The sequence below is a fragment of the Endozoicomonas sp. SESOKO1 genome, assembly GCF_024606265.1.
Lineage (GTDB): Bacteria > Pseudomonadota > Gammaproteobacteria > Pseudomonadales > Endozoicomonadaceae > Endozoicomonas.
In genome coordinates, this window is record NZ_JAHHPP010000247.1 from 1 (window position 1) to 13,872 (window position 13,872).

Annotated in this window: 12 protein-coding genes; all 12 read left to right on the top strand. The window is 47.9% G+C overall.

From position 1 onward, the window contains the following. The first annotated feature begins 102 nt into the window (after positions 1–102). Positions 103–951, top strand: a complete 849-nt coding sequence (locus tag KDK13_RS10910; RefSeq protein WP_257285000.1) for a hypothetical protein — start codon at positions 103–105, stop codon at positions 949–951. Positions 952–969: 18 nt separating this feature from the next. Next, a complete protein-coding gene (locus KDK13_RS10915) occupies positions 970–1,443 on the top strand; it encodes a SycD/LcrH family type III secretion system chaperone (RefSeq protein WP_257285001.1) in 474 nt (157 codons plus the stop codon). A gap of 16 nt (positions 1,444–1,459) precedes the next feature. Beyond that, positions 1,460–3,106, top strand: a complete 1,647-nt coding sequence (gene sctE / locus KDK13_RS10920; protein ID WP_257285002.1) for a type III secretion system translocon subunit SctE — start codon at positions 1,460–1,462, stop codon at positions 3,104–3,106. A gap of 47 nt (positions 3,107–3,153) precedes the next feature. Beyond that, positions 3,154–4,686, top strand: coding sequence for a hypothetical protein (locus KDK13_RS10925; RefSeq protein ID WP_257285004.1), 1,533 nt, complete (start codon positions 3,154–3,156; stop codon positions 4,684–4,686). 104 nt (positions 4,687–4,790) lie between these two features. Next, complete coding sequence (locus KDK13_RS10930; RefSeq protein ID WP_257285005.1) at positions 4,791–7,118, top strand: TyeA family type III secretion system gatekeeper subunit; 2,328 nt, start codon at positions 4,791–4,793, stop codon at positions 7,116–7,118. Positions 7,119–7,155: 37 nt separating this feature from the next. Continuing rightward, the gene (locus KDK13_RS10935; RefSeq protein ID WP_257285006.1) at positions 7,156–7,524 is read left to right on the top strand and encodes a hypothetical protein; all 369 of its coding nucleotides are present in this window, start codon (positions 7,156–7,158) and stop codon (positions 7,522–7,524) included. Between the two features lie 85 nt (positions 7,525–7,609). Next, the gene (locus tag KDK13_RS10940; RefSeq protein WP_257285007.1) at positions 7,610–8,038 is read left to right on the top strand and encodes an EscI/YscI/HrpB family type III secretion system inner rod protein; all 429 of its coding nucleotides are present in this window, start codon (positions 7,610–7,612) and stop codon (positions 8,036–8,038) included. A gap of 164 nt (positions 8,039–8,202) precedes the next feature. Next, positions 8,203–8,991, top strand: a complete 789-nt coding sequence (gene sctJ / locus KDK13_RS10945) for a type III secretion system inner membrane ring lipoprotein SctJ (protein WP_257285008.1) — start codon at positions 8,203–8,205, stop codon at positions 8,989–8,991. Between the two features lie 96 nt (positions 8,992–9,087). Beyond that, positions 9,088–9,780, top strand: a complete 693-nt coding sequence (locus KDK13_RS10950; RefSeq protein WP_257285009.1) for a Yop proteins translocation protein K — start codon at positions 9,088–9,090, stop codon at positions 9,778–9,780. Further along, a complete protein-coding gene (locus tag KDK13_RS10955) occupies positions 9,759–10,418 on the top strand; it encodes an HrpE/YscL family type III secretion apparatus protein (RefSeq protein ID WP_257285010.1) in 660 nt (219 codons plus the stop codon). Before KDK13_RS10950 ends, KDK13_RS10955 begins: the two co-directional genes overlap by 22 nt. Before the next feature lie 173 nt (positions 10,419–10,591). Next, positions 10,592–11,788, top strand: a complete 1,197-nt coding sequence (locus KDK13_RS10960) for an aromatic amino acid transport family protein (protein ID WP_257285011.1) — start codon at positions 10,592–10,594, stop codon at positions 11,786–11,788. A gap of 279 nt (positions 11,789–12,067) precedes the next feature. After that, positions 12,068–13,867, top strand: coding sequence for a fumarate reductase (quinol) flavoprotein subunit (gene frdA, locus KDK13_RS10965; protein ID WP_373692233.1), 1,800 nt, complete (start codon positions 12,068–12,070; stop codon positions 13,865–13,867). Positions 13,868–13,872: the final 5 nt, after the last annotated feature.

The following is a 13,872-nucleotide window of genomic DNA, read 5'->3' on the forward strand; positions in this document are numbered from 1 at the left end:
ATAAAAAGAAATTGACAAAGGTGTAATTGGCAAGAACGTTGTTTCATAACCTAGAGTTAAAGAAGCAACTTAACGGATATTCAAAATGACAGGGAGTCACTAATGAGTACCCCCATTATTAGCAGCGCGGATCCCTCCGGCAGTAAATCCGGATCAAATCAACCCAAAATCATCACCTTGAATGATGACAGGATTACTTCACTCCGGGCTGCAGGATATAGCGATGCCCAGATTCAGGCCCTGTTATCCATGGCTGACCCGGATGATCAGGGTAACTCGCTGACCCCCACCCACTTCTATTCGGTGAATAAGCAGACACTGAATTCTCTTAAATATACGGGGCAGCTTAATGAAGCGGCAAAGCAGCTGGTCTATCTACAGGCACCTGTTGCACTGGTTCAGGAGGTCAGTAATCCGGCGAACTGGAATGGCGATAATTACATAGGTCCCGGAGCGTCACAAATTAATGCGTACTTGTTGGGCGAACCAGTGGATTTCACCAAACCCAGCCTGGATGCCCTGATTATGGGCGTGCTGACTGCCCGGGCAGATATTCTCCAGACACAGCTGGAAGAACAGATAGAATCCATCAACCAGAAAAATGATTTACTGGAAGAAGCCAATGCGTATCTGGCAAAAGCCAAGGAAAAAAAGGCGGCGGCAGGAACGTCAGGCACTTCTACGATGACACAGGATATGGTTGATTTCTGGAAGCAGATGGGTGCTCAGACCGACCGAAGCGGTAATGATGATACTCATAACTCTGCCGAGTGGGAAGCCAATATTGAGCATTTGAAATCAAAAATTGAATCATTGACCAGTCAATCACAATTGGAAACCACCAAGCTTCAACAGACTATTAATAAATACAACCAGACATTTGAAATGCTCTCTAATTTTATCAACAAGTACTTTCAGTCCATAAGTACTATTATTCAAAATATGCGTTAACTCATGGAGGAGTCACACGTGAATAATGAAGATCTGAATTATGAAGGTGCAGAACTTGAAGATAAGCTTCTTAATTTCTTCGGTGAGGGTGGGACCTTCAAAGATTTGAAAAACATGAGTGATGATGCCATGGAAGCAATATACTCAGTTGCCTATAACCTTTATCAGGGAGGGAAGTACGAAGAAGCAACAAAAGTTTTTCAATTCTTGTGTTTTTATGACCATTTCAATCGTAAATATTTCCTTGGATTGGGTGCATGTCAACAAATGCAGAAACAATATGACAGCGCAATTGAGATCTTCTCATTTGCCACCCTTCTGGATTCTGATGATCCCCGCCCAATGATGTATATCGGTGATTGCCATCTGGCGAAAGGTGACAGGGAAAATGCCCAGATTTCCTATGAGACCTCCATTGATTGGGCCGGCGATAGCCCGGAGTATGCCAGGGATCTGGAGCGTGCCAAAAATATGCTGGAAAATCTGAAATAGGCCAGGGAGTATCAGAATGCAGAATATCCAACAGGGAACTCATTCGGCGGGCCAGATACCGGGTCAGGCGGGTATAGACCCTTCACTCCCGCAGCAACAGACCGAACAGCTTGAGCAAAACGAAAGTATCAGTCGTGGCTACCCGGAGCACAACACGGTATCGACCAAAGAGGTACAAGAGAACCTTGCCCCTCCCATTAAGCCGCTGCATAGCCTGGATGTTCCTGCAAAAGGCTCGGATTTTCCTTCTGAAAAAGTTCTCAAGGAACTCTCTGTTTTTTTAGAAATCCAGAAGCTTGGCAAAATGGACCCTGAAGCCGTAAAGCTTGGCCTGGCTGCTGAGGCAGCTGTTGAACAAGGTGGTTCGGATTATATGGCTCTGCTCACCGGTGATCTGGAATCCTTTACCGAGGGGCCGGGGGGGCGGCCAGATCCACTGGCTGGCCATATCAGCTCTATGCAGAGCAACAGGGATCACCTGTTGTCCATGGGATACAGTAAAGACCTGGTTGATGGAATGCTGAAACTGGCAGATCCGAGTGATCCGGATAATTCTCTGAAGGCTATGCATTCATTCTCCGCCCGAGTGGGTGGCAAACTGGCCGGTGATGACTCCCTGGGGCAGCTGAGTGACCTTTTTGCCGACACTTTCAATAAGGTTGCCAACCTTGAGGGTGGGCCTGCTGATCTTCATAAGGGATTGCAGGCTGAACTGAAGGCCCTTAATGCAACATTCCTGGATTCAAAAAAAGTTCTTGATGTAGATGCTGCAACGCAAATGCTGATGCAAATTCAGACCAAGTTGCAGGATAGCCGTCTGGTATTCAACCAGGAAAATATCAAAATTAATGAGCAACAGCGACAGCAGATTTCAGAAAAACGGCTGGCAAAGATCGCCGATTCTATTGAAAAAGCGAAAGAAGCCAAAGAGTCAGGAGTGATCAGTAAAATATTCGGTTATATCGCTGTCGCTATCCTGGCGATTGTTATGGTTGTTATGTTTGCTACAGGAGTTGGTTCGCCCGCAGCCATGGCGCTGATGACTGCCTGTCTGGCCCTGACCACGCTGATGACTGTTTCCTCTGAAACCGGTGACTGGATGAATAAGGGCGTTGCCGCAATGTTCGAGGCATTTGGATCGGATGAAGACAAGGCAGAGATTGGCGCGATGGTGTTTTGGTCGGCTGTTATCATTGCATTGAGTATTGGTGGCGCGGTTGCCGGATCAAGTGCCAGTGCTGCGTCTACAGCGGCCAATGCGACAGCCCAGGGTACCGCTGCGGCGGCTGGTGGTGCATCCAGTGCAGCGACAGTTACCGCCTCGGCAACCACGGCGGCAACGGCGACAGCCAAGACAGCCAAGTTGGCTGCGATGGCCTCTCGCTTTACCCAGATTGGCAGGGCTACCGGTGGGGGGGCCATGATTGCTGATGGTTCGGCCAGCGCTCACAGTGTCACCATGAATTATGAGGCTGATATGTTAAGAGCCGAGGCGAAAGAGCTGTATGCCTGGATGCTGGCCAATCAGCACATTATCGATAACATGACTGAGGATATCCGTAAGGTTATTGAGGATATGCAGCAGGTGTGGCAAGTCATGACCGGCATGATGAAAGACAACCACGAAACGATGACCAAGCTCAATGGCTCCCTTAAAGGATAATGAATTAACGTTCTTTTACCTTGATAAGTAATACATGGAGGTAACTTATGGCTGAGGGGATTTCTGGTGCAGACCGGGCGGCACATAGTGCCAATATGCAGATGCTCCTTGATAAACCTGCGGCATCTGAAGCAAAGAAAGCGGCAATCAAGAAAGGCGATATTGACTTTCAGCAGGAGAGCGTCCGCCTTGCCTCAACCAAACATGCTAAATCCGAGGTTTTGAATGATCTTAATAAAGCAGGTCAACAGGCAAAGCCGTCACTGGCCTCACCCGATGATCTGTCACCGAATCAAATGACCAATGCCAGTAAAACACTGGCTACTTTGTCCAAGTCAACCGATGAGGCCATGGGGTCAACCAAACAGCTGTTCACTAATATCCAGAATGGCACGGTGACCAATGGAGAAAGCGCCAAGCTGAAATCGCAGGCGGCGTTTCTCGATGGTGCCGCTTCGCACATGCAGTTGCTCTCCGGCAAAGGTGTGGAAACCTCTGCAGGAAAGCGGGAAGTGCTGGCCGGTATGGGTGGCTTTCAGAAGACTCAGCTGGATAACCTGGAAAAGCTGTCAACCTCTAAAGATATCCAGACATTTCTGGCCAACCAGCATGGAGGGGCAAAAGGTCTGGATCAGAAAACGGCAATCCTGAGGTCCCTGGGCTTCACTGACAGCCAGATCAAAACGATGATATCTCTTGCGCCTCCGGATACTGACGGCAGCCGTCTGGATATGATGCGCTCAGCAGGTTCTGATGCTAAAGCCGTTCTGCAGGCGCTGGGCTTTGGTGCCGACGTGGCCAAGGGGCTGTCGGCATTACTGGCAGGCAAACATGGTCAGCTCGGTAGTCCAGAGCAAAAGCAGCTTTTGGCCAAAATGGGCTTCAGTGAGCAGGAAATAGAGGTCATTGTTCAAGCCAGCAACCCAGCTTCATTAAAGAACCAGTCTGCCCTGATGCGCAATGCTCCCCAAGGGCTTTCACAATTTCTAATGAACAGCAGCAAGGGAATGAACCTGCTTGCTGCTGGCCAATCCTTCGCGGATATGAAAATACTTGAGCAGATGGTGGATATCTTTGCCGTGATGGAGCTGCTGTTCAAAATGAGTGCAAACCAACGTGCCTCCGCCAGGGAGTCCCGTTCCATTGAGCAACAGTCAGCAAAAAATGAGATTCTGAATCAGGCGGAAGAAATGAAGAATGCTGCCCTGATGACCGCCATTGGTGGCTGGGTCAGTGCTGGTACCAAGATTGTTTCTGGTGGTGTCCAGGTCGGTATGTCTGTCAAAGCCGGTGGACTGGACCAGGGGAATATGCAACGGCAGGTAGCGCTTGGGAATGGTCTTTCCCAGATGATCGGTGCGAGCGGTGATGCGGTCAAGGCTGGTACAGACTATAAGGCAGGCATGCATCAGGCGCAAGGCAAATTACACGAGGCAAACCAGAGAATGGCTGAGCATGCTACACAGTCTGATACTGAGTTTATGAACCTCCATCAGGATATGGTGAAAACGGTGATCAGCAAGATGGATGAGATCATCCGCTCATGGTTTGAAACACTCAAATCGACAACGAGAGCCTGATCAAAGTTTAATCATTTGATCTTGATGACAAGGTAATCAAAGGACGTGGTTTATAAGATGTAGCCAACCCTGCGGGTTGGCTTTTTCTTGTAGAGAGGGAAAACATGGGTAATCCACTTGGAGGAATACAAGCCTCAGCTGTGACGCAGCAGTTGCAGGCGCCTGGGGCAGCTGCCGAGAGTGCAGCTGGCAAGGCAGGGAAATTGTCAACCGGGCAGGATGTACGAGTCTCCAATACACCATCGTTGCTTGCCAAAAGTGCCGAGGCTGCGGAAGAGCTCACTTTTGCGAGAGCTAATTTCAAGACAAAAGATGAAACTAAAACAACCAAAAGTAAATCGGACAGTGAGCGACAGCTTGAATTAATTAAAAAAATCAAGAATGTCGAGGAAGTTCCTGAAACAAGGGATTTCAAAAAACGTTTTCCTGAACAATCAAAACAGGATTATCAGCAAGAAGACTACCTTAAAGGAGCCAAAGAGGAGTTCAAGGACCCTTACCACCAGTATCTTGCGCTCTATGAGATCGCTGTTGAGTTTAAAGCTGATCCTGACGCCCTGCCCAAAGATGAAATTTTTAAAGCCATTGAGGCGCTTGAAAACGAGCATCCTCAGTATATTGAGATTGGCAGGGAAATCTCAAACGCTGCCGGTAAACTGGCTGAGGACTACCATCCTGATAAAACGCCGGATGAAATTCGTACGCAGGTATATGGTCATGTCAAGGATCATAAATCCCTCGCCGCAGCGTTTAAAGATCTGACTAATATCCAGCTGGATACCGATCCGGATAATAATCAGGTGGCTGCCGGTTTTGAGAATTCAGTAGATAGAAGACTCAGGTTTTTGAGTGGCGAGTTGAATTCCATGACGTCCACCACAGAAGACACTCACCTGCGCTCAGTGATTAACGATATGACGGCCCTGAAAAGGCTGGTGGGTATCCATGATAGCTGTATGGAAACACAAGGGGTGATGAGCAGGCCTCCGATTAATATTGAGCAATTTAATGGTCAGCAATATATGACCGGGGTTCTGGACCTGCTGGATAAACAGTTTGTGGTGGGGAGTGACTTTACCTCGTTGATGGATCAAATGGGGCTGGGTGAACAGACTGTTCAGGTTAAAACGGTTTTCATCAATAAAACTGCGACCCTGATTCGTGAGATTCCGGAAGAAATTTTTGCTAATGAACAAGTTAAAGACAGTCTGGTGGCGGCTATCCAGGATGAACAGGACTCACTGGCTTTGGAAGAAGAAGGTGCCCTGAAGGCAGATGAAAACTATGGTAAAGGCGGAGAAACCGAAGTCTCGGAAGACACATTAAATAATTTTCTGGGAGCAAACCCTGTCTCAAGTAGCATCATTGATGATTTGGGCCGTGACTTCAAAGGGGTACAAGAAAAGAGTCCGGTTCCAGATTTTATGGCATCCCCCGGTATTCCCAATCTTGGTCAGGGGACTGAAGAGACGCAGCCTGTGGCAAAGGGTGAAACATCAACGACAGCAACTAAAGCCACCGCTGATCCGGCAACAGGCACCTCTCCTGAGGTGACTGCCAAAGGCGGCGCTAATGGGGCATCCGAAGTTACGGCAAAGGGCAGCTTTGATGGGCTATCCGATCAAGAGCTTATACAGAAACAGGATGAGTTACTGGATAAGGCCCGGAGCTTGCATCAACGCAAGGATACCAACTTTGTTTATGACAGCTCATTAACTGCATTGCAACATGCAGAGGGGAATAGTGATGTAGATATTATTGATGCGTTGCAAGCGGTCGCCAAACAACGAGGTAAAGCCTTTGCCAAGGATCTTAAAGTGGCTATTACACCCGCAGGCGAGGGGGATGAGTTGCGGCTTATTCCGCCAGATACCGATGCACTGAACGCGTGGTTAAAAACTCACCCTGATAAAAGTGTGAATGATCTGGTTCGCACGGCAATGGAAGTATTAAAAGAAGATCGTGGTCCGGATTTTGATCTTGATCAGTTAAATAAAGATCTTGCCAGCCTTAAATCGACCATTGCTGAGTTAGATTCGAAAATAAAGGAAAGACCAGGTAAATCCTTTAAAGAAAGCTTGCATCCCCGCTTTAAAGAAGGGCCCTTCAGTGCTCGTTTGAAGTCGTTCTTTACCCATCCCTTTGACCCTATGGGTGAACCGAAAACACGCCCGTTGGGAACTGATATCTTTGACCAGCTGGAATACTCTCACACATTCAGTATCAGGGCGGAGGAGAAAAGCCTGTCTGTTGAATCAACCTGGAATGAGCCTGACGGTGAGGGTGTTGCGAAGGATGTGCTGGTCGAGGCAACCCTGGATGCAGCTGGAAACCAGGATGCAGATGATGGAATGACGGTTGAAGCAACATTTGAGGGTGCCAATGCGGGCGGAGATATTTCTGGTGAAACAGATGTATCCGGGAAGATATGAACCACCAGCGGGTGAAGTGAAAAGTTAAGGAGGACGGATGGATTGGCGTAATAACGTAGTCTCTGAATTTGCTGAGGCCATGGGCATCAGGGGGTTCGATTTTGGCGATACCGGCGTTGCATGCTTTGAAATTGAAGGAGCTGGATCCTTTTACATGGAGCAAAAGGAAGAGGGTGTTTTGATGTATCTGGCCCGGGAGATAGACCCCTTTAATAGTCTGCCAATTCTGGAAAGTGCACTGGCAGAGTGCCATTACAAAAGGAGCTTTCCCTATCCGTTACAGGTAGGCCTTCAGGAAAATCAACTGGTTATCTGTTTGTTTGTGGATGATTCTGATTTTAACCGCCCCAGTGTGGAGCGCGCTATGCAGTTTCTGATGAACAAGGCAGATGGGCTAAAATTATAAGACAAAAAAATTAAGAATCTGTTTTTAAACAGGTAAGAGGATTTTAAGTACCTCAACCAATCAATAATGAATAGAGGTTACTATCATGGCGGACAATATTATCAAGACCGGTGATCTGGCGGATAAAGCACTGGAAAAATCGCAGGAAGGCTTTGCCAATCCGGATCAACCAGACGATGGGGCGGCAGGCCGCTTTGCGGAGTTGGTTGGCGAATCGCCAGATAGAGCCTCACAGGCGGCGAACGTTAAACCCATAGAATTGACTGCTAACCCTGATGCTCCGGCCCTGACGCTGGGAGATAAGGTGCTTCAGGGAATGCAGGGGCTCAGGGATCATGTGGAAGGCAGGGCTGATCTGGTCAAGCAGCACCTGGCACCTGGCGAAGCGATGGGGATGAAGGATATGTTCAAAACTCAGATGGCTATGACCAATCTGATGATTACTGAAGACTATATCGGGAAAATTGTCAGTAAAAGTACTCAGACGTTTGATACGCTGTTACGCAATCAGTAAATATTATTTTTTTGTAAGCTGAAGAAAAATAAGGTAATTTTTCTTCAGCTGTCATCATTGACCCTCTCTTTTAAAACTATACTCTGTAAATCGTAATTTTTCTCTGCAACTGGCCGTTAAAAGAAATAGCAATAATATATTAACGTGCATAAGGTTGGCTCGTCATGAAACAGGGGTTTGTCCAGAGCTTTAGAGTTACACTGCTGTGCCTCATCGGTTTTTTACTACTGGGGTGTAAAGTCGAGCTTTATTCCGGGCTTGATGAACGAGAAGGTAATGAGATGCTTGCCATCCTTCTTGATAATGCCATTCCCACTGAGAAACTGGTGGATAAAGATAAAGTTGTCACCATCATGGTGGAAGGCGGTGATGTTGCAAGATCTATCAAGATTTTGAGCAGCCTTGGCTTTCCCAAAGAAAAATACTCGTCGATCGGTGATATTTTTCCTAAAGATGGTTTGATTTCTTCCCCGACGGAAGAGCGGGCCAGATATACCTATTCCATGTCACAGGAGCTTTCATCAACACTGTCCATGATTGATGGTGTCGTGACCGCTCGTGTTCATGTGGTATTGCCTCAGGAGCAGGATAGCTTGACGGATGTCAACTATCCTTCATCTGCTTCAGTGTTTATCAAGTACACTCCTGAGCTGGAACTGGCCGGTTTGGTTCCCAAGGTAAAAACCCTGGTGGCAAACAGTATCGAGGGGCTTTCCCTGGAGAAGATCGCTGTTTCACTGTTCCCGGCGACCCGCCTGAATTCTGGCAATTTTGACAGGCCATCAACAGAGACTGTGCTATTTGTTGACGTTAGTCCTGGTTCTGCAGGGGTAATTCGAACAGTTGTCTATGCTTTGATTCTCCTGCTGGTATTGGCATTGGGTGCCAGTGGCTACTTCTTCTGGATGATGGAACAGAAGAAAAAGCAGAAGAAAAAAAAGGGTGATCGTTAACGGGTGATTTGCTCAAGTTCATAGTTATTTGTGAGATGATGCGTGCCGTTCAAGAGGCTATTCAGTTGAGCATATAGGGTTAGAGTGAAATGACCAATGAACAGTAACAATGTTTTTCAGGAATACAATGGAAAAAGCCTGTTCAATCACATGGTTGAGTTTAACTTTTTCCCTGTTCGTTATGTCCATGCGAGCTGGCTTAAATCGGATAAACATTTCAAGTTACTGAAATCACTTCAGACCAGTGTGCCTGCACAATTTAATCTATCAAATTACTTGTTGAGCAAATTCGGCATCGCAGAGCAGTTTGATTATGACTTTGATCGCCAGGATAAAAGGATAGTATTTGCCAGTGCCGAAGAAATTGAGCAGTTGGCTTTATACATCGGGCTGATTCTCAACGAAGGAACGATCCGGTCAGTTATCCGTCGGGATGAGCGTATGGCACTGCAGAAATGCCTGGGAGAAGAAGCCTACCGCTTTACTGTGAAAAAAGCACAGTTTATCAGCCGGGCTTCAGAAAAAAGTGGTCCCGGTGTGCTCATTGACTGGCAACATCTGGATCGATTTAAAGCATTTCTGGAAATGAATGGCCGGCAGGTTATTGCCACTGCATTTTCTGATTTGCCCGGAGCCTTCCGGCAACGGTTGATATTAAAAATGCCCAGCAGCTGGAAAAAGACGTTGAGTTCACCAAATGCGGGTGGGCTGGGTAAAGCCCAGTGTGTGAAGTTACTGGTAAAAACACATAAAGAGGTGAATCGACAGTGGCGGCACCTGTTATCCTGAATAATGTCCAGCTGGAGCTGGATCCAACCTGTAAAGTGCTCAAGGCAGATGACTATGTTGTTTATCTTGAGGCTCAGGAAATTATCAAGGCAGCCCGGCAGCAGGCTGCAGGTATTGCTGAGGAAGCCCGCCTGGCCTTTGAACAGGAAAAAAAGCGGGGCTATCAGGAAGGTTTGGCCGAAAGTAAGGCTGAACAGACCGATCATATGTTGAAAGTGGTCAGCAGGACGATCAACTATCTTTCAGATATTGAAAATACCCTTGCGAATATTCTGCTTTCCGGTGTTAAAAAGATCATCGGTGAGTTTGATCAGGAAGAGTTGGCCATAAGCCTGGTTAAGAATGCCTTGCAACATGTCAGGAATGAGAAGCATGTAACCATCCGTGTTCCATCCGCTCAATACAGTGCTGTTCAGGCGCGCCTCAATACCATCCTGGCTGAGTATAAAGGCGTTGGTTTTATTGACCTTGTGGCAGATCCCCGGCTCTCATCCGGCGATTGTATTATGGAGAGTGAAATCGGTGTTGTAGATGCCAGTGTTGATGTTCAGCTGCGAGCATTACAGAAGCGATTTGACAGTCTCCAGTCATTGGCAGCACGCAGCCGTGAAGCTGATCTGGATGACAAGGCTGAATAGAAAGGGTTCTCCAGATCGCCAAAGTACTCTGATCAGTTATAAATAGTTGGAATAATATGTGTTTACATCTGCCAGGGGTTCATTTTGTCCAACAGGACATAATCAGGCGAGCATCTTTATTAAATTCCCCTATCTTTATCACTGAAATTTATATTCAGTGAAGGTGCTCGCTAATGTCTGAACCCAGTCGTTCCAGCGTAATTGGCAGTGCTTTAATTTTGGCAGGAACGGCAATCGGTGCGGGCATGCTTGCTTTGCCACTGGTATCAGCCAGTACCGGCCTGATGCCAGTGATGATTATTTTTGCGGTGACGTCATTCTTTGCGGTTATCTCTGCCCTTTATGCTTTTGAGGCCAATGTTGCCATCAAACCTGGCTGTAATTTGTATACCATGGCCAGCAGAACATTAGGGCGGACAGGTAAAGTGCTCTCTGCTGTTGCCCCTCTTGGGCTTTTTTACGCATTGATGTCCGCTTACTTTTCCGGGGGAGGGGCATTACTGGCGCAGTACGCTCAATTAGCGGTTCCCGAAGCTTCCCCTCAACTGTGTGTGATTTTCTTTGCCCTGATTGCCGGTGCGTTTGTTTATTACAGTACCCGGGCAGTGGATCTTGTTAATCGTATCTTTTTCACCCTGATGATCATTACTTTCATCCTTGCACTGATTTCACTGGCACCTTCAGTGCGTTATGAGAGTATGATACATACGGCGAGGGTTGAGTCTCTATCGGTTCTGGCGGCATTGCCGGTGATATTTACTTCATTCGGTTATCATGGTGGCATTCCCAGCATTATCATTTATCAAAAGAAGCAGCTGACGCATATTCCCCTGATTTTTCTGTTAGCGACCCTGATCCCGCTAACGGTTTATATCTTGTGGCTGGTGGTGGTGATGGGGGTATTGCCAGAAAGCTTATTACTGAGAATCAGTCAGTCATCCGGGGCAACGGCCCATTTAATTTCAGCATTGAGCCGTGATGAAAATGTACACACTATTCTGTACCTGTTTTCCGATCTGGCTTTATTGACATCAGTATTGGGCGTTTCCCTTGGGTTGTTTGATTATCTTGCCAACTTATTACAAAGGGCCGATACCCGTATCCATCGGCTGCAAACCGCCCTGGTGACATTTATTCCATCGGTTATTATTGCCATTATGTTTCCGGATGGTTTTGTTGCAGCCCTGGGGTATGCTGCGGTTGCCCTGGCCATTCTGGCTATCCTTCTGCCTACGACAATGGTCTATGTATTAAGAAAAAAGCCGGCCTACGAGAACCCATTTCGGGCACCAGGGGGAACCATGTTGATGTCAAGCTGTTTTGTGTTTGGCTGTATTATCATCTTGTCCCAATTCATTTCCAGGCTGTAGGTTTTTTTGCGTAAATTGATAATTAAAAGCGAACCTGTGGTTTATTAAACAATAAATCTGCATACCTTAAAATTTAAGTCGTCATGTATAGTGGATGATCCTGTTTGTCTATATCTAAAATATGTTTTTTCCGAAAATCTGATTAATTCTTGTTCTATGTCAATGGCTTTAATTTTTTTGGTTATATAAACTCTGCGCTAGATTTTTAACCCTTCTCAAATTATTCAATTTAGCCAGTTTGCTGGCTGTCTCTGTTTGGGGCTCTTCCCGGAGATGGTGGTGAACAGTGGTAGAGGTTTGCGTATGCAGGTCATAAAGGCTGATGTAGCCATTGTCGGTGCCGGGGGTTCCGGTCTTCGGGCTGCCATTGCCGTTGCAGAAAAAAATCCTGAACTCAAAGTAGCATTGATTTCCAAAGTCTACCCCATGCGCAGTCATACGGTGGCTGCAGAAGGCGGTTCAGCCGGTGTCATTCAGGATCATGACTCGCTGGAAAACCACTTTGTTGACACGGTTGCCGGTGGCGACTGGCTCTGCGATCAGGATGTGGTGGATTACTTTGTGTCCCACGCCACCGAAGAGATGATTCGCCTGGAGCACTGGGGCTGCCCATGGAACCGTAAGGACGATGGTAACGTAAACGTTCGCGCTTTTGGTGGTATGAAGATCGAGCGCACCTGGTTTGCTGCCGACAAGTCCGGCTTCCATATGCTTCACACGTTGTTCCAGACGTCCATCAAGTACCCATCCATTGAACGTTTCGATGAGTATTTTGCCACTGATCTGATCATGGAAGATGGTCGTGCTCAGGGCGTTGTTGCCATTGAAGTGAAAACTGGCGAACCAAAAGTATTCCTGGCGAAATCAGTGGTTCTGGCAACAGGCGGCTCTGGTCGTATTTTCCGTTTCAACACCAACGGTGCCATTGTGACCGGTGACGGTCATGCCATGGCCCTGCGTGCTGGTGCACCGCTGCGTGACATGGAGTTTGTTCAGTACCACCCAACCGGTCTGCCAGGTTCTGGTGTATTGATGACGGAAGGTTGTCGTGGTGAAGGCGGTATCCTGTTGAACAAGGATGGTTACCGTTACCTGCAGGATTATGGTCTGGGGCCAGAGACTCCGGTTGGTCAACCAAAGAACAAATACATGGAACTGGGACCACGTGACAAGCTGTCCCAGGCCTTCTGGCAGGAGCAGCGCAAGGGGCGCACCATTGAAACGCCACTGGGCGATGCGGTGCATCTGGACCTGCGTCACCTGGGCGAACAGAAGCTGATGGAGCGTCTGCCACTGATCTGTTCCCTGGCGAAAAACTACCTGGGGGTTGATCCGGTTCATCAGCCAATTCCGGTTCGTCCTGCGGTTCATTACACCATGGGTGGTGTCAGAGCGGACATCAACTGTGCCACCGATCTGGCCGGTCTGTTCGCTGCCGGTGAATGTGCCAGCGTCGGTATGCACGGTGCTAACCGTCTCGGTTCCAACTCTCTGGCAGAAACTGTGGTCTTCGGTAAGGTTGCCGGTGAAAGCGCGGCCGATTTTGCCAGCCAGAATGTAATGTCTGACGAGAGCAAACTGCTGGAGCAGGCCAAAGCGCACCTGGCGGCTATCGAAAGCCTGCGTAACGCCAACGGCACTGAAAAAGCGTCTCACTTGCGTCATGAAATGGTGAAAACCATGGAAGACAGCTTCGGTATTTACCGGGTGGGTGAAGAGATGCAGGCCGGTCTGGACAAAATCTCCGAACTGCGTGAACGCTTCAAAAACGTCAAGGTGGAAGACAAGAGCAAGGTCTTCAATACTGAGCTGCTGCAGGCCTTTGAACTGCAAAGCTCCCTGATGGTTGCTGAGTGTATGGCCATTGGTGGTGTTGAACGTAAGGAGTCCCGTGGTGCGCACCAGCGTATTGATGGCTTCGAAGCCCGTGATGATGTCAACTTCCTGAAACACTCCGTCACCTTCTATAACGGTGATGCCAAGCCTCGTCTGGAATATGAAGACGTGAATGTAACTCGCTTCCAGCCAGAAGAGCGCGTCTATGGCGCGGCGGCTGAGAAAAACGGCGAAGGGAAGTAAGGAGG

Excerpts from the sequence above, each read along its gene's own strand:
- sctE (WP_257285002.1), top strand. The coding sequence starts at position 1,460 with ATGCAGAATATCCAACAGGGAACTCATTCGGCGGGCCAGATACCGGGT.
- KDK13_RS10960 (WP_257285011.1), top strand. The coding sequence starts at position 10,592 with ATGTCTGAACCCAGTCGTTCCAGCGTAATTGGCAGTGCTTTAATTTTG.
- KDK13_RS10935 (WP_257285006.1), top strand. The coding sequence starts at position 7,156 with ATGGATTGGCGTAATAACGTAGTCTCTGAATTTGCTGAGGCCATGGGC.
- KDK13_RS10910 (WP_257285000.1), top strand. The coding sequence starts at position 103 with ATGAGTACCCCCATTATTAGCAGCGCGGATCCCTCCGGCAGTAAATCC.
- KDK13_RS10930 (WP_257285005.1), top strand. The coding sequence starts at position 4,791 with ATGGGTAATCCACTTGGAGGAATACAAGCCTCAGCTGTGACGCAGCAG.
- sctJ (WP_257285008.1), top strand. The coding sequence starts at position 8,203 with ATGAAACAGGGGTTTGTCCAGAGCTTTAGAGTTACACTGCTGTGCCTC.
- KDK13_RS10925 (WP_257285004.1), top strand. The coding sequence starts at position 3,154 with ATGGCTGAGGGGATTTCTGGTGCAGACCGGGCGGCACATAGTGCCAAT.
- KDK13_RS10950 (WP_257285009.1), top strand. The coding sequence starts at position 9,088 with ATGAACAGTAACAATGTTTTTCAGGAATACAATGGAAAAAGCCTGTTC.
- KDK13_RS10940 (WP_257285007.1), top strand. The coding sequence starts at position 7,610 with ATGGCGGACAATATTATCAAGACCGGTGATCTGGCGGATAAAGCACTG.